This is a genomic window from Clostridium senegalense, from assembly GCF_018916625.1.
GTDB classification, from domain to species: Bacteria; Bacillota; Clostridia; order Clostridiales; family Clostridiaceae; genus Clostridium_J; species Clostridium_J senegalense.
On record NZ_JAHLNC010000001.1, the window covers coordinates 575,332 to 602,285 of the forward strand.

The 26,954-nt window shown below is 25.4% G+C and carries 27 protein-coding genes; all 27 read right to left on the minus strand.

What is annotated here, in order from left to right; all coding sequences use genetic code 11:
* Positions 1 to 201: 201 nt before the first annotated feature.
* The 27 genes from KQI36_RS02840 to KQI36_RS02965 all read right to left on the minus strand — a co-directional run bounded on the left by KQI36_RS02840 (position 202) and on the right by KQI36_RS02965 (position 26,819).
* On the minus strand, positions 202 to 1,353 hold the full coding sequence (locus tag KQI36_RS02840) for an aminotransferase class I/II-fold pyridoxal phosphate-dependent enzyme (RefSeq protein WP_216449540.1): 1,152 nt from the start codon (positions 1,351 to 1,353) through the stop codon (positions 202 to 204).
* Positions 1,354 to 2,562: 1,209 nt separating this feature from the next.
* The gene (locus tag KQI36_RS02845) at positions 2,563 to 3,912 is read right to left on the minus strand and encodes an NCS2 family permease (RefSeq protein ID WP_216449541.1); all 1,350 of its coding nucleotides are present in this window, start codon (positions 3,910 to 3,912) and stop codon (positions 2,563 to 2,565) included.
* Between the two features lie 302 nt (positions 3,913 to 4,214).
* Positions 4,215 to 4,889, minus strand: coding sequence for an ABC transporter ATP-binding protein (locus tag KQI36_RS02850; protein WP_216449542.1), 675 nt, complete (start codon positions 4,887 to 4,889; stop codon positions 4,215 to 4,217).
* Between the two features lie 14 nt (positions 4,890 to 4,903).
* Positions 4,904 to 7,375 carry an ABC transporter permease gene (locus KQI36_RS02855; RefSeq protein WP_216449543.1) on the minus strand — a complete coding sequence of 824 codons (2,472 nt, stop codon included), beginning with the start codon at positions 7,373 to 7,375 and terminating at the stop codon, positions 4,904 to 4,906.
* Positions 7,372 to 7,851 (minus strand): GNAT family N-acetyltransferase, encoded by a 480-nt coding sequence (locus KQI36_RS02860; RefSeq protein WP_216449544.1) that lies wholly within the window; start codon positions 7,849 to 7,851, stop codon positions 7,372 to 7,374. The genes KQI36_RS02855 and KQI36_RS02860 overlap by 4 nt, the downstream gene beginning before the upstream one ends.
* A 22-nt stretch (positions 7,852 to 7,873) precedes the next feature.
* Entirely contained in the window at positions 7,874 to 8,629 is a 756-nt protein-coding gene (locus KQI36_RS02865; RefSeq protein WP_216449545.1) for a hypothetical protein, read from the minus strand.
* Positions 8,630 to 8,700: 71 nt separating this feature from the next.
* Complete coding sequence (locus KQI36_RS02870; RefSeq protein ID WP_216449546.1) at positions 8,701 to 10,413, minus strand: ABC transporter ATP-binding protein; 1,713 nt, start codon at positions 10,411 to 10,413, stop codon at positions 8,701 to 8,703.
* Positions 10,414 to 10,441: 28 nt separating this feature from the next.
* A complete protein-coding gene (locus KQI36_RS02875; RefSeq protein WP_216449547.1) occupies positions 10,442 to 10,936 on the minus strand; it encodes a GNAT family N-acetyltransferase in 495 nt (164 codons plus the stop codon).
* Between the two features lie 99 nt (positions 10,937 to 11,035).
* On the minus strand, positions 11,036 to 11,632 hold the full coding sequence (locus KQI36_RS02880) for a gluzincin family metallopeptidase (RefSeq protein WP_216449548.1): 597 nt from the start codon (positions 11,630 to 11,632) through the stop codon (positions 11,036 to 11,038).
* Complete coding sequence (ctpM, locus tag KQI36_RS02885) at positions 11,625 to 12,974, minus strand: radical SAM/SPASM domain Clo7bot peptide maturase (protein ID WP_216449549.1); 1,350 nt, start codon at positions 12,972 to 12,974, stop codon at positions 11,625 to 11,627. Before ctpM ends, KQI36_RS02880 begins: the two co-directional genes overlap by 8 nt.
* Positions 12,975 to 13,022: 48 nt before the next feature.
* Positions 13,023 to 13,133: a Clo7bot family Cys-rich peptide gene (locus tag KQI36_RS02890; protein ID WP_147582084.1), complete on the minus strand. Its 111-nt coding sequence runs from the start codon at positions 13,131 to 13,133 to the stop codon at positions 13,023 to 13,025.
* 155 nt (positions 13,134 to 13,288) lie between these two features.
* On the minus strand, positions 13,289 to 13,426 hold the full coding sequence (locus KQI36_RS02895) for a Clo7bot family Cys-rich peptide (protein WP_147582086.1): 138 nt from the start codon (positions 13,424 to 13,426) through the stop codon (positions 13,289 to 13,291).
* 262 nt (positions 13,427 to 13,688) lie between these two features.
* Entirely contained in the window at positions 13,689 to 13,808 is a 120-nt protein-coding gene (locus tag KQI36_RS02900; RefSeq protein WP_081496222.1) for a Clo7bot family Cys-rich peptide, read from the minus strand.
* 42 nt (positions 13,809 to 13,850) lie between these two features.
* Positions 13,851 to 13,988, minus strand: coding sequence for a Clo7bot family Cys-rich peptide (locus KQI36_RS02905; RefSeq protein ID WP_010292853.1), 138 nt, complete (start codon positions 13,986 to 13,988; stop codon positions 13,851 to 13,853).
* 152 nt (positions 13,989 to 14,140) lie between these two features.
* Positions 14,141 to 14,257 (minus strand): Clo7bot family Cys-rich peptide, encoded by a 117-nt coding sequence (locus KQI36_RS02910; protein ID WP_081496223.1) that lies wholly within the window; start codon positions 14,255 to 14,257, stop codon positions 14,141 to 14,143.
* 213 nt (positions 14,258 to 14,470) lie between these two features.
* A complete protein-coding gene (locus KQI36_RS02915; protein ID WP_081496224.1) occupies positions 14,471 to 14,578 on the minus strand; it encodes a Clo7bot family Cys-rich peptide in 108 nt (35 codons plus the stop codon).
* A gap of 133 nt (positions 14,579 to 14,711) precedes the next feature.
* Complete coding sequence (locus KQI36_RS02920; RefSeq protein WP_010292854.1) at positions 14,712 to 14,843, minus strand: Clo7bot family Cys-rich peptide; 132 nt, start codon at positions 14,841 to 14,843, stop codon at positions 14,712 to 14,714.
* A gap of 38 nt (positions 14,844 to 14,881) precedes the next feature.
* On the minus strand, positions 14,882 to 15,004 hold the full coding sequence (locus KQI36_RS02925) for a Clo7bot family Cys-rich peptide (protein WP_010292855.1): 123 nt from the start codon (positions 15,002 to 15,004) through the stop codon (positions 14,882 to 14,884).
* Between the two features lie 1,144 nt (positions 15,005 to 16,148).
* Positions 16,149 to 16,856 carry a LytR/AlgR family response regulator transcription factor gene (locus tag KQI36_RS02930; protein WP_244991458.1) on the minus strand — a complete coding sequence of 236 codons (708 nt, stop codon included), beginning with the start codon at positions 16,854 to 16,856 and terminating at the stop codon, positions 16,149 to 16,151.
* Between the two features lie 498 nt (positions 16,857 to 17,354).
* Entirely contained in the window at positions 17,355 to 18,338 is a 984-nt protein-coding gene (locus KQI36_RS02935) for an asparaginase (protein WP_061995490.1), read from the minus strand.
* A 430-nt stretch (positions 18,339 to 18,768) separates the two neighbouring features.
* Positions 18,769 to 20,244 (minus strand): stage IV sporulation protein A, encoded by a 1,476-nt coding sequence (spoIVA, locus tag KQI36_RS02940; RefSeq protein ID WP_216449550.1) that lies wholly within the window; start codon positions 20,242 to 20,244, stop codon positions 18,769 to 18,771.
* Positions 20,245 to 20,542: 298 nt separating this feature from the next.
* Complete coding sequence (locus KQI36_RS02945; protein ID WP_216449551.1) at positions 20,543 to 21,403, minus strand: 4Fe-4S binding protein; 861 nt, start codon at positions 21,401 to 21,403, stop codon at positions 20,543 to 20,545.
* On the minus strand, positions 21,396 to 21,530 hold the full coding sequence (locus KQI36_RS17825) for a CD1871A family CXXC motif-containing protein (protein ID WP_010292859.1): 135 nt from the start codon (positions 21,528 to 21,530) through the stop codon (positions 21,396 to 21,398). The genes KQI36_RS02945 and KQI36_RS17825 overlap by 8 nt, the downstream gene beginning before the upstream one ends.
* An 85-nt stretch (positions 21,531 to 21,615) precedes the next feature.
* A complete protein-coding gene (locus tag KQI36_RS02950) occupies positions 21,616 to 22,683 on the minus strand; it encodes a TlpA disulfide reductase family protein (protein WP_216449552.1) in 1,068 nt (355 codons plus the stop codon).
* Positions 22,684 to 22,875: 192 nt separating this feature from the next.
* Positions 22,876 to 23,880 carry an NAD(P)H-dependent glycerol-3-phosphate dehydrogenase gene (locus KQI36_RS02955; protein ID WP_216449553.1) on the minus strand — a complete coding sequence of 335 codons (1,005 nt, stop codon included), beginning with the start codon at positions 23,878 to 23,880 and terminating at the stop codon, positions 22,876 to 22,878.
* A gap of 283 nt (positions 23,881 to 24,163) precedes the next feature.
* Positions 24,164 to 25,483 (minus strand): ribosome biogenesis GTPase Der, encoded by a 1,320-nt coding sequence (der, locus tag KQI36_RS02960; RefSeq protein WP_010292867.1) that lies wholly within the window; start codon positions 25,481 to 25,483, stop codon positions 24,164 to 24,166.
* 1 nt (position 25,484) lies between these two features.
* Positions 25,485 to 26,819: a DUF512 domain-containing protein gene (locus KQI36_RS02965; protein ID WP_216449554.1), complete on the minus strand. Its 1,335-nt coding sequence runs from the start codon at positions 26,817 to 26,819 to the stop codon at positions 25,485 to 25,487.
* Positions 26,820 to 26,954: the final 135 nt, after the last annotated feature.

Sequence of the window (26,954 nt, forward strand, 5' to 3'; positions counted from 1 at the left end):
TTCTTTGTAAAATTCTTTATTCACTATTATACAAAATTTACATTATCAATTTCAAGTTAAAAATATATGTATTATTTAGCATTTTGAATTATTTAATAGGAAATTAAAGAAAATCTGATTTTTTAAAGAGTAAATAGAGGCAAAACAGCCTCTACTTTTCAAATTTGTTAAACTTTATACATACTATCATTTTTATAACTTTTATTCATATTTGTCAAGACTTGAAAGAGAGTTTTCAATTATATTGTATGGTTGTGTTAATGCTATTCTAAAATAATCATACCCTAAAGTACCAAAAATATCTCCTGGTGTAACTATAATTCCATACTTATTTAAAAGTTCTAAGCAAAATTCATAAGTTGTATATCCTTTAGGTGTCTTGCACCAAATATAAAATGTAGAATAACTATCAAAAAATTTAATATTTTTTTCTTTTAATATTTTTTTCACCAAAACTCTTCTTTTGCTATATTCTTCTTTTAATTGTTTATTATATTCATCCCCTAGTTTTAAAGCATTAATAGCAGCATATTGTATTGGCATAAACTGGCCAGAATCTAAGTTGCTTTTTACTTTAATTAAGTTCTTAATTACTTCTTTATTTCCCACAGCATATCCAACTCTAAAACCAGTCATATTATACAGCTTAGAAAAGCTTCCAAATTCTACAACTGTTTTTTCTTTATCAAATTGTAATATGCTTATAGGTTTTATATCTTGTTCTATTATTTCACAATATGCAGCATCATTGCAAACAATTATATTATTTTTTTTAGCAAATTTAACTACTCTTTCAAAAAATTCTTCCGTTGCACTTGCTCCAGTTGGATTATTGGGATAATTAATAAACATTAACTTAGCTTTCGTTACTGTATTTTCTGGTATATCATCTAAATCTATTAAATAATTATTTTCCTCTTTTAATGGTACTGTACATGGAAAACAACCCCATAATTTAGATGCTATATAATAAACTGGATATCCTGGTTCTGGTACTAAAACAGTATCTCCTATATCACATACTGAAGGTATTACATTACTTATTCCTTCTTTTGAGCCTATTAGTATAACTATTTCCTCTTCTTCTAATTGTACACTAAATTTGTCTTTATAATACTTTATTATTTGCAATTTTAATTGTTCTAACCCATCATAAGGAGGATATTTATTAAAACCATTTTTACTCATACCTTCAATTAATCCTTCCTTTATGTTTTCATCTACTAGTAAATTAGGATCTCCTATACTTAAATCTACTACTTTTTTGCCCATGGATATCCTTTTCTCCCTTATATAATCCAGATTTTTAAAGTGGTATTCACCTATACCATTTAATCTATTATTTATCTTCATAAAATCACCTTGCAAATTACTAATATAACTTATGGTATTCTCATATGTCATAAAATGTTCCAATAATATATATTTTTACATAATGTACAAAATTAATTTAATTTATTCTTTTATCTTTCATATAAATTTAACCATATGAGTTATAAACTTGTCATTCTCAATTGATAATACATCGTGTTTATTATTGATTAAATCTGAATTTTAATATATATCTAAATTACAGAAAATTTTTTCTTCATAATTTATGTAACTATAAATATATTACTTTATTCAATATATTTATAAGAATACTATTGTAAAACATAAAACTTTCTTCACAAAATACATTTTTTCAATAGAATTTCAATCCAATCCATGTCTATAAATTTGATTTTATCTTATTACAAATTTTAAAATTCAAAATCCCAAAGCAAGTATCACAGCACATAAACTCCCTTTATCAACCTCTTTATTTTTTTAATTCTGAATGACTTTGATTAACATTGACATCCTCAACAATGTCACTAATAATCTGCTCCAGTTTTCCAAATACCTAAAATCTGCATACCTTCAAATATTATAATGGTTATAATACAAATACTTTTAATTAAATACAGCACTTTTCATCTGTAATTCCGATATGTTCCAACTTACAGTTTATAATTTAATACCATATATTCTCACTATACAACAACTCAATTATTATATTACCGTCTCTATCAAGTGCTGTACCAGCACAAACCCATTCTTTACTTATATACCACTTTTATGATACTTTTTAAATTATTTCCCCTCTTTTACGAAAACATATTGCAGATATAATCTAAGAAACCTTCATCTGCTTCAACTATGCATTAACAGAGTATAATAAATGTTTTATCTTTAATTTTCCTATTATTTAATTAAGATATCTTTCTAAACTTAATTTTTTTAAGTTAAACAGCATTTTTTAATATAGTTATTTTTTAATCACTTTAAACTTATTTTTATATTTACATAATTTCTACGTCTTATAACCTGTTTATTTTATCATTTGATAACATTTTTCACTTAACCCACTACTCCTTCATATCTATATATACGTAAAATTTTACGTTTTATATTTTAAAAATATATGAAAAATTTTATTAAAATTATTTTTAAATTAAATTTTTATATAAAAATAAGCAAATCTTCAAAGTAATAATTTCTTTGTTGAAGATTTACTTATTATAAATTTTAATGTCAATATTAATGAGAAGCTATAATTTTTATAAAAAATACTATTGCTAGAACATACATTACTGGCGAAATTTTCTTCTTTTCTTTACTAACTATATTACTTATAAAATTCATACTAGCGTAAGCTAAAACACCTATTGTTAATCCATCTCCTATGCTATAAGTTAAAGGCATCAATGCTATTGTTAAGAAAGCTGGCACGCCTTCTGTAAAGTCTGAAAAATCTATGTTTTTTATACTATCAATCATATAAAATCCAACTATTATAAGCGCTGGCGCTGTAGCCGCTGATGGTATTGCTATAAATATTGGTGAAAAGAACAATGCCATTAAAAATAATATTCCTGTAACAACTGAAGCTAAACCTGTTCTTGCACCTGCTGCTACTCCTGCTGAACTTTCAACATAAGTTGTAACAGTAGATGTTCCTAAAATAGATCCTACAGTAGTTCCTATAGCATCAACTAATAATGCCTTACCTGCATTTTTAACCTTTCCATCTTCATCTACCATACCTACTTTAGATGCTACCCCTACCAATGTTCCAACAGTATCGAAAAAGTCTACAAATAGGAATGTAAATACTATGGTTATAAATTGCATAATTTGTGCTTTAGAATTAAAAAAAGAAAAATCTAGTTTAAATGCTATAGGCTTTAATGATTCATATTTAAATACTCTTTCTGGTAATGATATTCCGTAAGATAATGCTGATTCTGGTGATATAATTGCATATCCCCATGCAATTATAGAGCTAATCAAAATCCCCCAAAGTATAGCACCTTTAACATTCTTTTTAGAAAGTATAACTATTACTAACACTCCAACAACAGCTATTAAAGCAGTTGGACTAATTAAATTTCCCATAGCAACAGTTGTAGCATCACTTTTGATAACTATTCCCGCATTAATAAATCCTATAAATGAAATAAATAAACCTATTCCTGCTGTTACTGCGTATTTTAAATTTGTAGGAATAGCATTAACAACCATTTCCCTTATATTGGTTAAAGATAATAAAATAAATATAATCCCTTCTACAAATACAGCTGTTAATGCTACATTCCAAGATATTCCCATACCTAAAACTACAGAAAATGCAAAGAAAGCATTCAATCCCATACCTGGTGCTAATGCAAAAGGTAATTTTGCATAAAGACCCATAAATATAGTTGTTAATCCTGCTGTTAAACAAGTAGCAGTAACTATAGCACCTGGTGGCATCCCAACTCCTTCTGCACCTAGAATATTAGCATTTACTGCTATTATATAGGCCATAGTTAAAAATGTAGTTATTCCACCAACAACTTCTTTTTTTACATCTGTTGCACTATCTTGTAATGCAAAATAATTTTCCATTTTGTTTCCCCCTTAACATTTTAAATTCTAAAAGCCTTTTTTTTCGTATCATTGCAAACTTTATTTTTATTTTTATTTTTTTATTTCGTATATTCTTCATCTTTATAATATCAGTTTATTTTAAAACAGTCAATGAATTTTACGTATATTTTTTTATTTTTTTATTCTTTTGTTCGTATTAATAAATTTTTATACATAGATTTTAAATTATTGCTTTAAAATCTATGTAAGGTATTATATAACTCAATTTCATAAAAAATAAACCACCTCAAATAAAATTTGAGATGGTTTATTTTTTAAATTTATTTATTATTAATCTTACCGTCTTTTATTTCTATAATCCTATCACTAAAGGAAGCTGCATATTTATCATGAGTAACCATTACAATAGTCTTTTTATCATTTACATTTAACGCCTTTAATATTTCTAATACATTTTTGCCAGATTCCGAATCTAAACTACCTGTAGGTTCATCTGCAAATATAATTTTAGGATCAGTAATCAAAGCCCTTGCTATAGCTACTCTCTGTTGTTGTCCTCCTGACAATTGATATGGATAACACTTTCTTTTCTCATATAAACCAACTTTATTTAGTAAAAAATCTAATCTTTCTTTATATTTTTTTTTAGGTACTCCATCATATTCAAATATAATTGATATATTATCTTCAATATTTAAATCTTCTATTAAATTATAAAACTGAAAAATGAACCCGAAGTTTTGTCGTCTTAGCTTACTTAACTTAGCATCTTTCATGTTAAATATATCACTATTTTCAAATAATATACTACCTTCACTTGGTATATCTAAAGCACTAAGAATATATAATAGCGTACTCTTACCAGCCCCAGATTGACCCATTATACTTAAAAATTCACCTTCATTAACATCTAAATTAATACCTTTTAATATTTCATAAGAATTATCACTTACATTAATGTTTTTTTTGATATTAATAGCTTTTAATATACTCATAATCAATCCCCTTATCAGTCATCTGATTTTATTTCATCTATTATATTTATCTTAGATATTTTTCTTATAGGATATATATAACTAATAATACTCATACATATAGAAATCAAAACTAGTATTATCATCAATTTACCATTCTTAATAAAAGCCATATCTCCAATATAATAAGATAAAATTTTATTAATATAATTACTTAATATAGCACCTAATCCAACTCCAAAAGCACCACTATAAGTTCCCAATATTATAGCTTCAAATAAAATACATTTACTCAAATACTCTTTAGATATTCCTAATGCTCGTTTTGTAGCATATACCTTTTTTCTAGATAAAATATTAATAGTAATGTTATTACTCATACTAACTATACATATTAAAGTAGAAATACATATTAAAACATTTACTATATTGAATATTTTTTTATTATTCTCATTATTCTGTTTATTAAGAACTGATAATTCTTGTATAGAATATTTATTTTCATATTTATTTTTAAACAACTTTTCTACTTCATATATTGTAGTTTCTATTTCATCATCATTTTCAACCTTTATAAGACACATATCCTTATCTTTTACTTTTATATCCTGTTTAAAATTATCCTTAGATATAAATAATACTTTTCCCATATTTTCAAAACTACTAACAACTCCAATTACATTATAACTTACATCTTTAATTTTTAATGAATCTTTTACTTTAATACCAGTATTTTTACTAAATGTAGTTGTTATTATAATATTTTTTCCATCATCAAGTTTTTCAAATATATCCTGTCCACCTTGTTTAATTATTTCCGTTGAAAAATTTCTTTTGTAATCAATGCCATCTATTCCGGCAATGTCAACTTTAACATCTTTAATAGTTTCTGTTGTTCTTGATTGAAATAAAGAGTTATTGATGTACTTTATATTCATAATTTCATCATGAAAATTCTCTTCCACCGAACCATCTATACTTAGCATTATATCTGCAGTCCTATATATATTCATTACTCCATTGTTTATCATTGTTTTAAGTGCAACACTTATATACATTGATGAAACAATTATTGAAATAATAACTACTATGTCTAATATATTAATGAACTGCATTATAAACTCTTTAAACAAAATATTAATTGAACCTCTAAACATAGAAAGAATTTTTTTCAAAATCCCATTAACTATTATTAGTAAAACTTTTACTAATAATACAAAAGCAGCAATAAGTAAAAGAGCACCTAAAATTAATAAAAATACTCCATTTTCCCTTTGATATTCTCTAATTAAAATTATTATTGACAGTGATAATGATAAAGCCCCACAAAAATATTGAACTATTTTTTTTCCTTTGCTTCTATAAGATTTCTTATCTATACCTTTTAAAAGATTTATAACAGACATCTTAAGTATATTTTTTAAAGAAATTACTATTACCATGATGCTAAAAAGTACAATTAAGACATCTATACATAAAAATTTCACCAAACTTAAATTAAAATAGCCATCTTGCACTATATAATTTAAAACTACTTTCACAAATGGAACAGTCAATATACTGCCTATAATTATTGAATTTATGACTATAAGTAAGTTTTCCACTATAACACTTATGGCAATATCTTTTTTTGATATTCCCAAACTTCTTAATATACCTATTTGATGTAACCTTTCATAAATTATAAGTGAAAATGTTGAATATGTTAAAAATAGTGTTATAAATATAGATAGTATACCAATTATTTTTAATGCCATATCTATAGTGCCTACATATGATTTAAAATAATCTATGTCATAACGTTGTTGAATTATAAAATCAGATGAAATTTTAAAATCTATTTCTTCAATCATATTATTTATGTTATCTAGGTTCTTTATTGTTATTCCAATTGAATAAACATTTTCATTTTGACTTAAAAGATATTGAGCATCACTAATATCAATCATCCCAGTGTTCATGTTTGAATTAAACACACCTGTATTTTTAGCTATCCCACTTATAATAAATTCTTTTTCCTTATCTTGAATTGATAGTTGTACTTTAGACCCTACTTTTAAAGAATTTTCATTTGCATATTTTTCATTAATTATAATTTTATTTTCCGTATCTTTGACTTCATACTCATCTATTAATTCTATTGGGAATGCAGCTTTTTGTTTAGTAAAATTAACTCCAATAACATTTATATTCTTTAAAGTTTTAATGTCTCTTGCTGTACCTCCTATTCTAGGCACAACATGACTTATTCCTTCTATATCTTTAATAGACTTTATAATATCCTCAGGGTTGAAAAAAGGATTTTTTTCATCAGATTTTGTTATTAACAATTGGCTATTTAAAGTTGTTTTTCTAAGTTGATCCTCTCTAATTTTAATAGCAGAATCTTTTATTATAGATGTAGCTAACATAATAATTGTAGATAAAACCAATGTACATGTTAGTAATATGTATCTAACCTTGTTCTTCTTTATACTGTTAAATGCTATTTTAAAAAACAACCTCATATTTCTCTTACCATTCGTGTTTTGTATTTAGATACACCTACTCTTTTTAACAACTTAACTATTTTTTTATTATGTTCAAAAGCATCTGAAACTACATAGTCCTTCCCCTTACCTATAGACCACTCCTCAGCACTTTTATAAAGACGGTATATAATAGAAAATATGTTTCCTACAGCTCTGCTTTTTTCCCTTACATAATAGTGCAATATATATGCATAATCATCATTTTCAAAAGCAAAATCCTTTCTATTTATCCATACCTCTACAAATCCATGAATATCTTCACCAGATTCTACAACAAACATTCCACAATTATCATTTAATATAGACTCTTTAATTTGATTAGTACCACAATTAAATTCTAAGTTTCCTTTATAGTAACTATCTTTTCCTAATTGATCTACAGATAACTCTCTCCATAATTCCAATATATTATCTAAATCAGATAATTTAGCTTCTCTAATAATAAAATTCATAAGCATACCCCCAAATTTCATTCTAATTTTCTATATTTATGTTTCCTACTTTAGCATTTATATCAAATAATGCTCCTTCCTCATCAATATTTATTTCATCTTTAATTTTAACTTTTTCAGCCATAGAACCTATAATGTTAAATTCAATTCCTTTTGGCATTTTAATTTTTCCATTTATAATTTCGCCATTAATATCATAACTATAATCACTCTTTAAACTTTGAAAATTCAAATCAATACTTCCAATTTTTAAAAATATACTTCCTTTTTTTAAGTTTCCATTATATGATATTTCTCCATTTTCCATTTGAATTTTTAAGTCATCATAATTACCTGCTATATTAACATTACCAATGTTGTTTTTTATATTTATTGACTGAATACTATTTGGAACAATTATAGTAGTTTCTACATTAATTGAATTTATAGTAGTCTTATCTTTCCAAATTGAATTTATATTAACAACTTCATTTTCTAAAGTGCAATTAATACTATCTAATGCATCTTGCAATTTATCTTCACTTTTTCCACCAACAAGTTTTTCTATCCTAACCTTAATTTTATCTATATTGCTTTTCTCTATTTTTAAATTTCCACAATTATTATTTACCTCAAGTGAAGTACCTTTTATTTCATAACTGTAATCACTGGTTTCTTCTTTACTATATGGAACAATCTCCTTATTAAATTTTATTTTATTTTTATTTTTTTGAACACATGAAGTTAAAATTAAAGTAATTATAATAACACTTACAAATCCTGCAACCATTTTTTTCATTCCAATCACCTCTTTCTAACTTTATCTTATAATCAATATTTATTTCTAAGCTCATACATTAACTGCTTATATTACTTGTTAGAAAGCTCTTTCATAAGTTTAGAAAAATATGAGTCTTTTTTAGTTAAATATTCATAATTTCCTTCCTCAACTATTTCACCTTTTTTCATTGTATAAATACAATCGGCCTTATTTAGCAAACTCAAATTATGAGTTATTATAATCACAAGACTCTGTTTTGATAATTCTTCTAATATGTCTTTTACTCTTTTTTCATTTATAGTATCTAATGCAGCTGTTGGTTCATCAAAAATATAAATTAATGATTTTTTTACCAATGCCCTAGCAATAGATAACCTTTGTTTTTCCCCACCAGATAAATTAACTCTTTCATTAATTACAGTGTCATAACCTAATTCTAACTTTTTTATAGATTCTTCTAAATTTAAATTTCTTATAACTTCTTCTATCTTTAAATCTTCTATATCTCTACCCATTTTTATATTATTTTTAATAGATTCATTTAATAATTCTATATCTTGTGATACTAAACTTATAACACTTCTAACATCTCTTACTCCATATTCTTTTAGCTCTTTCTCATTTATTTTTATTTCACCTTCATAGGAATCATAAAATGCGCTTAATAACTTTATTAAAGAACTTTTACCTGCACCAGAATCTCCAACTATTGCAAAAATTCCTTTTGATGGTAATTTCAAATTAATATTTTTTACTGCTTCACTTCCATTGTTATACTTAAAATTAACATTTTTTAATTCAATCTCTTTAATATAAAGGATTTCATTTTCTTGCTTACTAGCTCTTTCAGTTTTTAAATTCATATATTCATTAATTCTATTAAATATTGGTATTATTGTATGTATGTCTATATTACTGTTCAACAATTCATATATGGGTTGTACTAATAATTGAAAATATAACCCTATAGCTACAACTGTTCCTATTGTTATTTTTCCATCCATTACAAGCAAACTTCCTATTCCATATACAATAGATAATGATGTTATCATTATTCCATTGCTAACACTATTCATTAACATACTTAACTTTCTGAACTTTAAATTGTTCCTATAATTTCTCTCTATTATTTCTTTAAACTCTTCTTTTACTTTATCCTCTTGATTAAATGCTTTAATAGTATTAACTAATCCTACACTCCTGTTAATTTTTATGCATATTTGATCATAACTTTCTTGAATATCCTTAGACATTGGATTAAACTTGTGAGATATTTTCCAATTAACAAAAAAATATATTGCATATAATAAAATAACCATTAAAGTAATTTCTTTAGATAAAATTAACATTCCAATAATAATCATAATTATTAGCACTATATTTTTTACAACAACAACGAAAAAGTTAGTAATAAATTCACTTACATTTCTACCATCATTACTTATTCTAGATACAATGGCTCCGTTATTACATCCATCAAAAAATTCCATAGGTGCATTTATTACTTTATTAAACATCTCTTCTCTAAACATTATTGTAATATTTTCACTTATTTTCATAAATACTCTATTTTTTAGATATCCAAATATAGGTTGACATATACATCCTCCAAAAAATATTAATATTCCTATTTTTAGCTTATCAAGTGAATTGCTTGGGATAACTTCATCAATCAAATATCTAGATACAATTGGAGATATAAATACAGCAATTGTATATAAAATAGTAAAAATTAAACCTATTAATTCCTGCCATTTGTATTCTTTTGCTACTTCCCATATATTATTTAATATTTTTTTCATAATTTCTCCCTAAATTAGATTATTTAATTTAAACAGTTTTTATTTTCTTACATAATCTATGTCTATAACTTTTCATATGATTTTTTTCTAGTATTTTCTTTAATTCATCTTCTTTATTAAGCACATCTGCACATATATACTTAAAACCATGTTTTTTCATTTCTATTATTGTATTGTCAAATAATTTTTTAGTAACACACTCTACTTTATACTCATCTTGTAAATGATCTGTGTCTACATATAAATAATTTATATAAATAAATTTATCTGCAAAAAACATATAGTTAGGATTATTAAACGAAAAATTTAACATTCCTATCACTTGTTTGTTTTCCACAGCAATAAATATCATTTCATCCTTATTACCTTTTAACACTTCTTCTAAAGAACTTCTAGAATGATAGATTTTATAATCATCATATTCTGTACTTTTTCCTCTTAACTCATTAATACAAAACATAATATCATTTATTCTATTTATATCACTTATATTCGCTTTACGTACTTCTATGTTTCCTTTCATTATTTGCATCTCCTTTTTTATTTATCATTAAGAAATGATAAAAAGTTATATTAAATACTACCAATTCCAGAACTAATTTTCATAAATTTAATTGTATTTTTATTTTAATAATAAATTTAATAAGTTATCATTATCAAAAATCTCGCTTTGCTCAAAATTTTTAGTTTTTAAAGTTTCATCAACAATACACTCTATGCCATATTTATCAATCAATTTAATAACTGTATATATTGATATGTGATAAATTTCATTATTATAGTAATCAATCTTATAAAAATCAAAATTCTCATTTATTTTAGGAACCTTATTTATATAAGAATTATGTTGATCAGCAAAGTACATAGCTAATCCTTCATTCAACCAAATTGGCAATTTAATTTGTGCTTTTGAATTTAATACTACATGAATAAATTCATGTAGTATTAAATTGTCAACAGTTTCATTATTTAACTTTCTCCACTTATCATGATCTAATATTAAAATTACATCATCAAAGCTTGTACCAATAACCCAATCTGGTACTTTATTTCCGATTAGTTTTGATAATTCATCTAATCCATCTATAACATCTATAGTAACTTTATTATTAAAATGAAATATATTTCTTATATTTCTTATCCTATAATAAAAGTTAAAATAATCAGTCATATCTCTTAGCACCCTTAAATCTTTAATATCAAGATTAAGGTTATTCACAGCAACATCCCCTATCACACCCAACTTCATTGCTTTGATTATATGTTGCTATTATTGTTTCCTCTAAATTATATATCCATTTTTCACATTCTGGTTTTTCATTCATTGTTCCTCTATAAGGACACCCACCCATACATATTGGTAATATGCTACACTCTCTACATTCCTCATATTCAAAAGGTGACCATAATATATAATCCATATTACGAGCATACATTTTTTCATCTACTTTAGTTTTAATTGTAGTCACATTTCCAACAGCCTTATCAATATTTCCAACATCATTCCAACATTTGTACATATATCCTTCTGCATCAACTACATAAGCTCCAACATTATCAGCACAACAGTAATTTGCTTTTATACTTGGATAAAATGGATATGCTCCCGAAACTTTATATCCTCTTTCAAATAAGATTTTCTGATACTTGCTATCACTTTTAGCATATTCTTCTGTATTTAAACAATTATTTGCTATACCATTGCAAGTATCTGTGTATGCAGTAACATGTCCTAAATTTACAATAACGTCTTTTAGACCATTTTCTTCTAATATATCTAATAATTCTTCAACATGATTAACATTTGTTTTATCTACATTTATTCTAATAGCTATATTTTTTATTCCACCATCTATAAGCTTTTTCACATTAGAAATTATTGTAGTAAAAGTTTCCTCATCTGAATTCTTTAATTTTCTTCTCTTATTATGAATACTAGGAGGTCCATCCACTGTAATTTGAGCTCCTGTTATTCTTGCTTTTTTCATATTTTCAATAGTTTCTTCATCTATTAAATATCCATTTGTTACAATATATGAGCTATATTTAACATTTTCTTTTTCGCATATATCTATAGCTCTTTTTGAAAAATCAAATATCATATCTTTAGCTAATAGTGGTTCTCCACCATACCATGTTATACTTATACTATTTTTATTTTTTGCATTTTCTTCTATCATTTCCATTAAACTATCTTGAACCTCTTTAGTCATCATTCCTGATTTAGGAGTTTCATAACAATAAGGGCAAGCAAAATTACAAGCTAATGTAGGTGCAATAACTAATCCCAAAGATGAACTTGAAAATTTTCCATTATAATTTCTATACTTTAATAATTTTAATTCATCCATGTCATTATGAACTATATAATTTCCTTCAGACATATCCTCAATTAACTCTTTCATCTTTCCACTTAAGTTTTCAGTATCTATATTCTCAATATTTTCTAGTACATTTAAAAATTCATCTTCTACTTCTGCTAATGCACAAGTGACACTATTAAAAGCTATTGTTTTCCCATCTTCCAATTTAATAATCTTATTATATTTTGATTTTTTCATAACTCCTGCCCCCTAATATGTAATTTTTTATAATTAATTTATTTGTTTTTATATCATAGAATGATATATTTCGCAATTATTGCAATTTTCACATACATTGCAATCTGAACAATAACAATACCAATTCATATTCTTTGATTTTTTTATTATATATTTCATGACCCCTCCTAATTCATTAATTTTATATAAATTGACTTCTCTTTTCATGTTAATATCACAAAAAGAGAAATCAATATTTAAATTAAATCCATTACTATTAATTTTATATATTTTAATGTAAACCACTAAAAAACTTATTTATATATAGGTATGATTTAGAAATTTAAGCTATATACTACACAAACATCAATACAACCATTTTCTAAACATACTTCTGCACAAGTTCGTTTAGGACAATTTTGACAAAGGCAATATCCATCTGCATTTTTTAATTTTCTTATTATATACCTCATAAACTCCTCCTATTTTCTTATTAACATATAAATTTAATTTTAATTATTAATAAAATCAATATTGCAAATTAACATATTATCACTAATTATATCTTTTAATATATAATCCTCAGATAAGTTTTAAATACCTTACTTAATATGCTAAACTTACAACTCATAAATTCGGAGTATATTTTAAAGTAAAATCCTATTATAAAATAGTGTAGAACAAAATTACTTTTAATTTATAATAAAGTTAAAATTTAAGATTATAACAGATTATTTAATAATAATATGTCTTACATTGATTTCCACAATTTTCATGACAATCACTACAATTGCTGCAATAACAATATCCTAAACTATATCTTAATTCCTTCTTTCTATAAATTACATATTTCATGATAAAATCTCCAATCAAAACACTTGTTGTATTATTTTTGCATTAATCTCCATTAATTGGACAATCCACGACACAAACTCTTGTACAATTGTTTACACATACCTTGCTACAACCTTTGTCTGAACATCCTATAACACAAAATCCATCTTTATAGTTCATATTTTTAATAATATATTTCATATGTCAACCCTCCCTTTTTATGCCCTTAAACTACGAATTATATGATATTTTTATAGCGCTTAACATATTTCTTAAAGCTATTGTTGTAATTTTCTGAATTTTATAGATAAACTTTTAATATTTATTTAATTTTTTAAGAACTTATATTCTTATTAATTAAATGCATATTGACATATAGTTTGTCCTACACAGTCATTTATACAATTTCCTGAACATATTAAACAATATCCTTTAGAAAATTTTTCAGCTGGTTTTTTCACATATTTCATAATTTCTCTCCCCTCATAGTATCTACTATATTGAGTTCTCCATATAGCCACTCTAAATTTTATAAACTCATCAAAGCTATGCTAATTTTTCTTAAAAAGTTATTCCCTATAAAAGAAGAAATTAAAGAATTTAATTTGAAATTTATCAACAAAACAGTTTTCTTATAAAATTCAATATAACAATTATCAATAAAATTACTATACTATTTTATATTACGTATAAATTCCACATCTACTAGCACATTTTAATGAACAATAATCGCACTGATCACAATAGCATAAACCATTTTCAAATTTTTTAGGCTTAATTATAAATTTCATATACTACTACCTCTACTATTCGTTATTTATGCTCTTAAAATTACTATATTTATATAAACTCTAATTACAAACTTAAATTAATAATTATGTTATACAATTGTTAAATGTTATATTTTACTTACTGTAATTAAAATTAATTACTTTCATTGTATGATGCGCAATAACCACATCCAGCTTGTTTAGAACAATCATTGTGACAATTTTCTGAACATGCATTACAAAAACCTAACACGTATTTTTCTGATGGTTTTCTTATAAATTTCATTTATTCCACCCCCCACTTAATCAATTTTGATATTTTTATTAACTATTACTGCTCGGATCCATAATTATACATTGATCTGCACATCTGTTATCACAGTTTTTGTCACAAACTACACAATATCCTAATTGAAATTTGTTAGATGGCTTTTTTATAAATTTCATAAACTTCCCCTCCTTAACTTAATATAATTTTTTATATGAACATTGATGTTTCCTATTTGTTAACCTAACAAATCATAAAGCTAATTAAAAGAAAACTATAGGGTTCCAAGTTTACTTTTAAAATTACTTGTTCCAAAACTTGGACACCTAAAATAGTGATACATGCTTCGAATAACTTAGAATTCAACACTACATCTTATATGAAAATATTTTAAAGTTAGTGAATAAATTTAAATTGAAGCTTGTTTCCCTATATCAATGTACAAAACTTAATTTAGAATGTCATCGTTTGCATTTTTAATAAGTACTAAAACATATACTTATTTGTTTTTAACACTTTAATATCTCTTATAAAGATATATTACTCTTATTTGTAAAGTACTTATCTTATACTGTTTAATTACAATTTTATTCAACAAATTCGTTTTAAATAAAATTTATTTTAGTTTTAATATATTTTCATCACCTAAAGCATATTTTTACTTTAACCTTATATTACTTGTCCCATTTTTTTAAGTTTAACTTTAAAAAAATTGTATCATGATTTTATTTTTTTTCAATATATTTGGTATGAATAATACTTATACTAGAATAAATAGATTTTTTTTAATATTTGTCCATATTTTTGTCACATTTTGTCTATTTTTTATTGTATTTATTCATAATTTAATTAATTTTAATTATTTATGTTGCATTTAAAATAAATAATTAAGGATTTTAAAGTAAAGTGTAAACATAAATGCATTGAAATTTAATCTTATATTCTTATACTTAGTTTCAATCTGACTTTCAATTATATGTTTATTAAGTTTTAAAAAATCACTTGTAATTACAATGATAATTACAAGTGATTTTAACTGATGGTATTTTACATATTAAAATCATTCTTATATTCTAAATAAATTTTATGAAATAATATAATATATTCATATCTAACATTTAATAGATAATTTAAACTATAGTTTCTTATTAAATTTAATTCTATAACTTTTAATTTATAAGAAGTATACTTAAAATAAAATTATTCTATTTAAACCCAACTATATTTATTAGATATCATCACCAAAAGTTAATACACTATTACTTATCCACTTTAAAACATGATTCTAATTTTAACATTTAACCTAATAATAAATAAATTAATTTAAATCCATATTGAATCCTCTAAAATTTTTGTTAATTTCTCTCTAAATTCTTTTAATCGGTATTTGCTTATTGGTATATAAGTATCATTAATTTTAATTATATTATCCTTTATTTCTTTTAATTTATTGAGGTTAACTAAAAAACTTTTATGGCATCTAAAAAAATTATATTCAGATAATTTTTCTTCAAATTTACTCAAAGTCATTTTAAGCATATATTCATTGTCTTCTGTGTGTATAGTAATCATTTTTTGCATTACTTCTATATACTCAATCTCATCTATATTTAAAATTATGATTTCGCCTTTATATTTAATAACCAATTTTTTTTGTCTATTAATATTTTTAATACAATTTAATGTAACAATTTTAATAGTTTCATACCTTATAGGTTTCAATAAATATCTATATGCTCTTACTTCATACCCCTCATAAATATAATTATTAAACTTCGTTACAAATATTATTTCTACTGTAGAATCAAATTTTCTTATCTCTTTAGCCGCTTCTATTCCATTTATTTTTCCTACATTTATGTCCAAAAATATAATATTCATTCTTCTATAATTTTTCAAAAGTTCTTCTCCAGAATCAAACTCTAACAATTCATATTTAAACCCGGTTTCTCCAACAATTTTGTTTAAATATTTTTTTAAAGAGTTTCTTTGCGCAATATCACTTTCACAGATTCCTATACGAATGTACATAATACCCTCCCTTTTATTAGTTTTCAATATTATGGGCAAGTAACTTCTAGCTGCTAATAAAAAAGGTGATGATTTTCTTTTAATATATTTTTTAAACTTCTTTAATTTTTAAAATTTTACTAAAATAAACTTTTAAACTAAATATTATTTTTTAAGAATCTGTTATTTGTTATTTTTTTAACATTTGAAATCAATTATTTTTTAATATCAATATAATGTTTTAATTCATATATTAATTTCTAATTATATTATAATCTTGACCTAGAACATTTACTATATTTAATATACTAATTTAAATTTTATTATAGCATAAATATTAGGCTTTTTTTTCACTTTTTACCTATTTTTAAAATAAAAATCATTTTATGTTAATATTTTTTACAAAATATACCTATATATTCCATTTTAAATTAAATATTATCTTAAAAATATAAAAAAACACAAAAACAGGTGTAATATCCATTTATATTACACCTACCTTATAAATATTTTTATATTCTAGTAATGTCCATTTTCAAATATTTTTCTTATCTCTGTTATATTTTTAGTTTTTCCTAATGCTATAATAAGTTTTATCCTAGCTTTTTGTCCTGGCATGCTATCTGCAAATATAACACCTGCATTTCTTAGGTCTTTTCCGCCACCTTCATAACCATAGCTATCTAAAACTCTACCTCTGTAACATCTAGTAACCATAACTACAGGTATACCTTTTTCTATAGCTTTTTTAACAGATGTAGCCATTTGAGGTGGCAAATTTCCTCTTCCTGTACCTTCTACAACTAATCCTTTCACACCACGTTCTACACAAAAATCTATATACTTACCATCCATTCCAGCGCAAGCTTTAATTAATTCAACATCAGTTTCTATTTTATCAGTTCCTATGTAATCATGATCTAAACTTTCCCTATAGAAATGTGCTTCATTATTGTCTACAATTCCTACTAAACCAAATTCTGGACTTTCAAATGTATTAAGCTTCATTGAATGAGATTTAGTTACTTCACTTGCTGCATTAATTTCATCATTTAAGCAAACTAAAACACCTCTACCCCTTGCTTGATTAGATGTAGCTGTACATATAGATGCCGCTAAGTTAGCCGGACCATCATATCCAAGTTCTGAACTGTTTCTCATAGATCCAGTTATAACTATTGGTTTGTCACTCTTAATTGTTAAGTGTAGGAAATACGCTGTTTCTTCTAAAGTATCTGTTCCATGTGTGACAACAACACCATCAACATCTTCTCTTTCTAAAAAACCTTTTATATAATTAGATAATTCTAACATAAGTTCTGGTGTAACATGTGGGCTTGGCAACGATGAAAAGTTATATGATTCTACTTCCGCATGAGATTCAATTCCAGTAACCATAGACATTATTTCCTCACCATTTAAAGTTGGAACTGCTGCCTTAATTCTTTCATCTACCTTCATTGATATTGTGCCACCATTAAAAATAACAACTACTTTTTTCATGTGTATATACCTCCTAATTACTATCACGTCTAATCATTCATTTATGGATTTTATTCCATTAATCAAATAATATGTTTAATCCAATGAATTTTGAAAGGATTTATTTATTTTCATCTCATATAATTTACAAAAATTTAATTTTAAGTTTAAACTCTTTCAATAAATATTTTACAACATTTTTGGTTTTTTTAAAGTATTTATTTTTAAAAAAGAAGATTTTAAATTTTTATACTATTAATAGTTGCTATTCATTTTTTTCTCAATAATTATTTCAATTTATTCTTTTAATTACATTCTCATAAGAATTTAAGCCAATTTCACTAATATTTATGACTTTTTTCTTGCAACAATGTGCTATTATTGCAAAATTTAAAATGGAGTGATTTTTAAATTCACTCCATTTATACCAATTTATACATTTATTTTTTTATTACAATATTATGCAGATTAACCCTCCACTTCCTTCATTTATAATTTTTTGAAGAGTTCGTTGCAATTTATTTTGAACATCATCCGGCATTTTATATAATTTACTTTGAAGACCCTCCTTAACTATTTCCTCTAATGGCTTTCCAAACATATTACTTTGCCATATTTGGGATGGGTCATTCTCGAATTGATCTAAAATTGCCTTATAAAAATCTTCACTTTGTTTTTCAGTACCAACTATAGGAACTTCTGTTTCCACATCTGCCCTTATAATATGCAAAGAAGGCGCTGAAGCTTTTAATTTTATACCCTTTCGAGCTCCACTATTTATAAGTTCTGGAACCTCTAACTTCATTTCTGATAACTGCGGAGCTACTAATCCGTATCCTGTATTGTTAACATCAATTAGCGCATCTTTCACTTTATCGTATTCAACTTTAGCCTTATAGAAACTTTCCATCATTTTCAATAATTGACTTTCATTTTCTATATCTATGCTACAAGTTTCACCTAAAATTTTATAAAACAATTCTTTTTTAGGTAGTATATCTAGCCTTGAAGTTCCATCTCCCATTTTCATTTCTTTGATTTTTATTGCAGATAAATTATCTAATCCATCAAGACTTTCTAAAATTTTTGTAATATCTCTAACTTTTGTTATTTCTCCACTCATGTCCTTTAAAGCACTCATTATATTAACTTTCAACCAATGTTTACTATCTAATTCTTCTATCCATTGTGGCATGTCTATGTTAATTTCTTTAACTGGGAATTCTTTAAGTACATTGCTGAATATGTCTGATACACCCTCTTTATCCAACTCCATAACATTTACTAATTGCACTGGAATATCATATTTTTCTTCCATTTCTTTACGCAGATTTTTACTTTCCTCTGTGTTTACATCTTTGCAATTACATAATATTATAAAAGGTTTATTTATAGATTTTAATTCAGATATAACTCTTTCTTCAGCTTCAACATACTCTTCTCTATCTAATCCTGCAATAGAACCATCTGTAGTCATAACTATGCCTATTGTTGAATGATCATTTATTACCTTTTTAGTACCTATTTCTGCTGCTTCCTCAAAAGGAATTTCATAATCAAACCAAGGTGTATTTACCATTTTAGGACCTTGTTCTTCATTATATCCCAATGCATTTTTAACTATATACCCAACACAGTCTACCATCCTAACCTTAAATAAAGCTCCATTCTCCAATTTGATTTCTATTGCCTCATTAGGTACAAACTTAGGTTCTGTCGTATGAATAGATTTTCCTGAACCACTTTGTGGTAATTCATCCTTTGCTCTTTCTTTCTTATGTTCATTTTCTATGTTAGGTATAACCATCATTTCCATAAATCTCTTTATGAAAGTTGACTTTCCAGTCCTAACTGGTCCTACTACCCCAACATATATATCCCCTTGTGTTCTTTCGGCTATATCATTGTATATATTAAAATTTTCCAAGTTTCACCCTCCCACAACTTAATATTGACACTATATATATATTAGAAAAATAAAACTAATATACCATTTTGATGAAAATTACTTTTAATCAATATTTATTAATGTAAGAAAATCAGCTCTCATTTAATTTTTTTCAATAACTTTAAAATATTTTTATACAAAAGGTAGTATTTAGTTATAAGCACTTTAGATTATGCTTTATATTTTCGGTGTCCAAATTTTAAAATTTATAACTTTTAATTCATCCTATATTCTATACATATATAATTAAAATCAGAATAAAATAACCATAAAAGAGCTACTCTCTTTTATGGTTATTTTTTATTAAAGGTAAATCAAACCCTTTAGTTATAGCTCCTTTACTACATGCCTTAGCACATTCTCCACATCTTATACATTCTAAACTATTAGGATTTTTATATACTTCTATATTTAATTTGCACTTTCTCATACATTTTTTACACATTGTACACTTATCTTTATTAATATTCAACTTATAAAAACTTATAGGATTAAACAATGAATATATTGCTCCTAATGGACAAATATATCTACAAAATGGTCTATATACAACTATAGATAAAAGTATGGTTATAATTAGTATAAATATTTTCCATTTAAACAAAAATCCTATAGTTCCTCTTAATGATACATTCATTATAGTTAGTGGTATACCAGCCTCTAATGTTCCTGCTGGACATATAAGTTTACAAAAGTAAGGACTTCCTATACCTACATCATCAACTAAAAACATAGGCATAATTATTACAAACACTACTAATATTATATACTTTAAGTATTTCAAAACACCATTAACTTTTTTATTGACATTAATCTTTTTAGATGGTATTTTATATAACAAATCTTGTATTAATCCAAATGGACATATGAACCCACAAATAAGCCTTCCAAATATGACTCCAAACAGAGTTATCAAACCAATAGTATAATACGCCATATTATACTTCAACGATCCTATAGTAGCCTGTAGTGACCCTATAGGGCATGATCCTAAGGACCCTGGACATGAATAACAATTTAAACCTGGAACACAAGTCTTCTTTAAATTTCCCTTATATATATGACCTTCAAAAAAACCTTTAAAATATCCATTACTAACCATAGCTGAAATTACTTGTGTAATTCTTCTCTTATCCAATACCTATACACTCCAAACATATATTTATAGCTTTTTGAAGAACGATACTAACTTCGCCTCTATAAATTCCAAATAAAATAAATCCTATAGCCATAAATAAAGTACAATATGTTATAAACTTTTTCACTTTAATCACCACACCTTAATTTTAAATAGAATTTAATATTATACATTTTTAAATTAAGGCAACAACTGTTACCTTAATTTAGTTATTATTTTAAAAATTCATCTATAATTTTTTTATACTCATCTTTTTCTTTACCACCAATTATTGGTTCACCAACTATTTTCCCTTCATTATCAACTAAAATAGTTGTAGGAGTTCCCACTATATCTTTTAAAACTCCATTTTTTAAACTATCATCAGGAATTATATTGACATATGTAACTGCTTTTTTGGCTAATATATCTTTAGCTCTCTTAGCTGTTTCATCATCTTTAGCATCATTTACTATACCTAAAATATTAACACCCTTATCTTTATACTCATTATATAGATCTTCAAAAACTGGCATTTCTGCTACACAAGGTCCGCATTCAGTTCCCCATATATTTACAACTGTTATTTTATGTTGTGAGAATAATTTAGAATCTACCTTGTTTCCATTGGTATCCTTTGTATCAAATTCTATTTTATTATTACCTTTAATTTTATTAACTTCATCTTTAGGTGTAATAATATCTATAATCTTTATATTATTTTTTATATTTTCTGCCTCTTCTAAATAAGTATTATACTCTTTTTTCTCTGCATCACTTAAACCTTTTAGATATTCATCCTTAGCTCCATAAACTAAGTAGTATTCTATACCATCTTGAGCTCCTACTTTTACACTATTTTTATATTTTTCCTCTATATCTTTTAGAGTGTTTTCTTTAGCTTTATCTTTCTCTATTCCTACAATTTCAAATAATGGTTTAAAACTTTCCTCAAATAATTTCATATATTCTTCATCTAAATTTTCACCATTTGATTTTTCTCCTAATTCTCCAAGCTTTTTAAAAGCATTATCACTTATATAATTTCCTATAAGTTTTCCATAGGTACCCTGTCCATCATTACCTACTCCTAAAAAATCAACTACACCTTTTCCCTCTATTCTTTCATTAAAGTCTTTTGGTTTTTTAAAAGATACACCTAACTCGCTAATTTTAAATTCGTTATCTTCTTTTTGTTCTACTTGACTTTTATTTGAATTATTTTTTACGCTATTACCACATCCTATCATTCCTAATGGTATAATAGTTGCTATTAATAAAATTATCATTTTCTTTTTCATAGTTTAACATCTCCTAAAACTTATATTGTTTTTAATTTACATCTTAAATTATATTGATGCTAACTTACATAAAAATAAAACAAGCCTTAAATAAACCTTAAAAATATTAACTATAAAAAAAACACCTTAAAAGTTTTAATACTTTTAAAGTGCTTTCCATATAATGTATTAATTTTAAATTTTATTTTGCCATTATTCGTATATGCCGTTTTCCCTCTTTTTATTTCTTGACATAAGCTCATAAACTCCATATTTAGGATCTTTATTTTCAAATAAAACTTTATATAAAACATCTGTTATTGGCATAGTAATATTTTCTTTTTCCTTTAACTCATAAAATGCTTTACAAGCTTTTATCCCTTCAACAACCATACCAACATTTTCAACTGCTTCATCCATAGACATACCTTTACCGATTAATATTCCAGCTCTCCTATTTCTACTATGGACACTTGTACAAGTAACTATAAGATCTCCAAAACCTGTAAGCCCATTAAATGTTTCTGGCTTCCCTCCAAGTTTTATTCCTATTTTCATTATTTCATGCATTCCTCTAGTCATCAATGCTGCTTTAGCATTATCACCATACCCTATACCATCTGATATACCTGCTGCTAATGCTATAATATTTTTGCAAGCTCCTCCAATTTCTACACCAATTAAATCATCATTAGTATAAACTCTAAATTTGCTAGACATAAAAACATCCTGTACCTTTTCAGCTGCATCCATATTCAATGATGAAACTACAACTGTAGTTGGTATATCCACTGCAACTTCTTCAGCATGAGATGGACCTGATAAAACTACTACAGCTGCATCTTTAATCTCTTCCTCTATTATTTCAGACATTCTTTTCAAAGTACCATTTTCTAAGCCCTTAGCAACGGTAACAATTATTTGATTTTTATTTACAACAGTAGATAACTGTTTACTTATATTTCTTATAGCATGAGATGGAACAGCCAAAACTATTATACTACTATCTTTGACAGCACCTTCCATATCATTATATCCAATTATATTGCTTGGAATTGTAACATTGGGTAAATATTTTATATTTTCTCTTTTTTTATTTATATCTTCAATTGTCTCTTTTTTATGAGCCCATATAGAAACTTCTACACCTTTTTTCGCTAACATAACACCTAGTGCACTTCCAAAACTTCCAGCTCCTAATATAGATACCTTTTCCAAATAAAACACCTCCCATTATTCTTAATACCTATATAGTAATTATATACAAATTCTATTTTTTTACAAATATAATTTTCTCATGATACACTAAGAACTGTGATTTCAAATCACAGTTCTTATATTATGGCATAATCAAATAAATAATAAATATGTGTTCTCACCTATTCGTCACCAATACTTCGTTGACAAAATCCATACATAACCCTACTATGACTGAATTTCATGTTCTTGTTTCGTGACAAATGTATTTTGAATCTTTGACCTCTTATTTATTTTAATATGCTTAATCTTCTTTTCTTTGTCTAAATATTAATTTTATACCTGTACCTTTAAACTCAAAATTCTCTCTTAATTGATTTTCTAAATACCTTTCATAAGAGAAATGTAATAAGTTAGGGTCATTCACAAAGAATATAAATGTTGGAGGTTTCGTTCCAACTTGAGTTGCATAAAATATTTTCAGTCTTCTTAATGCTACTATTGGAGGTTCTTTCATAAGTACCGCTCTACTTATAACATCATTTAACACTCCAGTTGCTACCCTCTTGCTATAGCTATCATAACACTCTTTAGCCATTTGCAATACTTTATTAACTCTTTGACCTGTTTTAGCTGATATAAATAGATACGGAGCATAATTCATAAATGATAATCCCTTAGCAATATTATTTTGGAATTCTTTCATAGTTTTATCATCTTTTTCAATCAAATCCCATTTGTTAACTATAACCATTATTGCTTTATTTAATTCATGAGCATATCCAACTATCTTTTCATCTTGATCACTTAAACCTTCTGTTGCATCTATCATTAAAATACAAACATCTGCTCTCTCTATTGCAGTAAGAGTTCTTACAACACTATATCTTTCAATCTCCTCTTTAACCTTACTCTTTCTTCTTAATCCAGCTGTATCTATTAAAGTAAATTTACCTTCATTAGTTTCTACTTTACTATCAATTGCATCTCTAGTAGTTCCTGGAATATTACTTACTATATTTCTATCTTCACCTATTATTTTATTAATTAAAGAAGATTTACCTACATTAGGTTTTCCTATCATAGCTATTTTTATATCTTCTTCTTCTTCTTCATTTGCATCATCATAGTTAAAGTGTTTAACTACTTCATCTAACATATCACCAAGACCTAATCCTTGTGATGCTGATATTGTTACTGGATTTCCAATACCTAAGTTATAGAACTCATATGCATTATCTTCTTGTTCTATTCTATCTACCTTATTTACAACTAATACTATAGGCTTCTTACTTTTTCTTAACATTTGAGCTACTTCATGATCTGATGGATGAAGCCCAGCTTTTCCGTCAACTATAAACACTATTACATCCGCAGTTTCTATAGCTATGTTTGCCTGTCTTCTCATTTGACTCATTATTATATCTTCATTAGTAGGCTCAATTCCGCCTGTATCAATAATTGTAAAATTATGATTTAGCCATTCAGCCTCAGCATATATTCTATCTCTAGTAACTCCTGGTGTATCTTGAACTATAGCAATTCTTTTTCCAGCCAACTTATTAAATAACGTAGATTTACCTACGTTTGGTCTTCCAACTATTGCAACTATTGGTTTTCCCATCTTAATCCTCCTCCAAATTTTTGTTTATTATGCTTATTAAATCATCCCCAGCATAATCACAAATTAGTATTTTTCTTTTTAAGATTTTTTCTAAATCAGAAACTTTATAGTCATCTAAAAGTAATCCTTCTTTTTCTTCACCTAATTCATATCCTCTTTTTAACATATTATTAGGCATTATTAAGTAATTGCCTAAATCATGTTCTTTTACAGTATTTATTATATCCTTACCTGTCAATAGTCCAGCTACTGTAATAGTTTTCCCAAAATATTGATTTTCAACAGCTATCACATTTATTTTTATTTTAGGATTAGCATCCATAATTTCTTTTGCTGCCTCTTTTATAAATTTTTCAGCTGAAACACCTGTAATCATAGAAATATTTCCTGATATATTCAAATCAAGGTTACCTATTGTATTTGATATAGTTTCCCTTAGCATTCTTATCATACCAATTCCATCTTCTAATTGTTCATAAGATCCATAATGCTCATTACTTGGAATATCTTCCTCTGCCATAACATAAAATTCATCTGACAGTCTTACAAAAGGATCTCCACTTAATTTTACATATTTACTTTGTAACTGTGATACATGTTTTATTAATTCCTTAGAACTGCTTTTATCAAAAAGCTCTAATTCTTTAAGATTTTTTCTAAACTTAGTCACACCTAAAGGAACCACTGCTAAATTCTGTACACTCGGATACAAATTATATAAATCTTCTATTGTTTTTACAAGCTCTTCTTTATCATTAATTCCTTTGCAACAAACTACTTGGGTATTGATTTTTATGTCAGCATCTGAAAGTTTTTTTAATATGTCGTAAATATTTCCTGCAAACCTATTGTTTAACATTTTAACCCTAAGCTCCGGGTTAGTTGTATGTACTGATACATTTATAGGACTAATTCTATATTTTATTATCCTATCTATATCTTCATCTTTCATATTAGTTAAAGTTAAAAAGTTTCCTTGTAAAAAAGATAGTCTTGAATCATCATCTTTAAAATATAAAGTTTCTCTCATTCCTTCTGGAAGTTGATCTATAAAACAAAATATGCATTTATTATGACAACTCATAGGTTTATCCAAAATTGCTTCTTTAAATATTATACCTAAATCTTCATCATATTCTTTTTCTATTTCAAATTCCCAAATTTCTCCATTTGGTTTTTCAACTTCTATTTCCAAGTATTCATCAGTAATTAGAAATTTGTAATCTATAATATCTTTTACTTCATTTCCATTGATACTTAAAAGCTTATCACCTGTTTCAATTTCTACTTCTTCAGCTATACTATTAGGAAGAACTTTTGAGATTATATTTTTCATTTAGATTCCTCCTTTTTCTACTTTTTTATACTGTATACATTATGTTATATTATATTAATTACTGTTATTAGTCAATATACATTAACAGTTAAAACTTTCTTAAATAGTGTTTTAAATATTATGTTTATCTTAAAT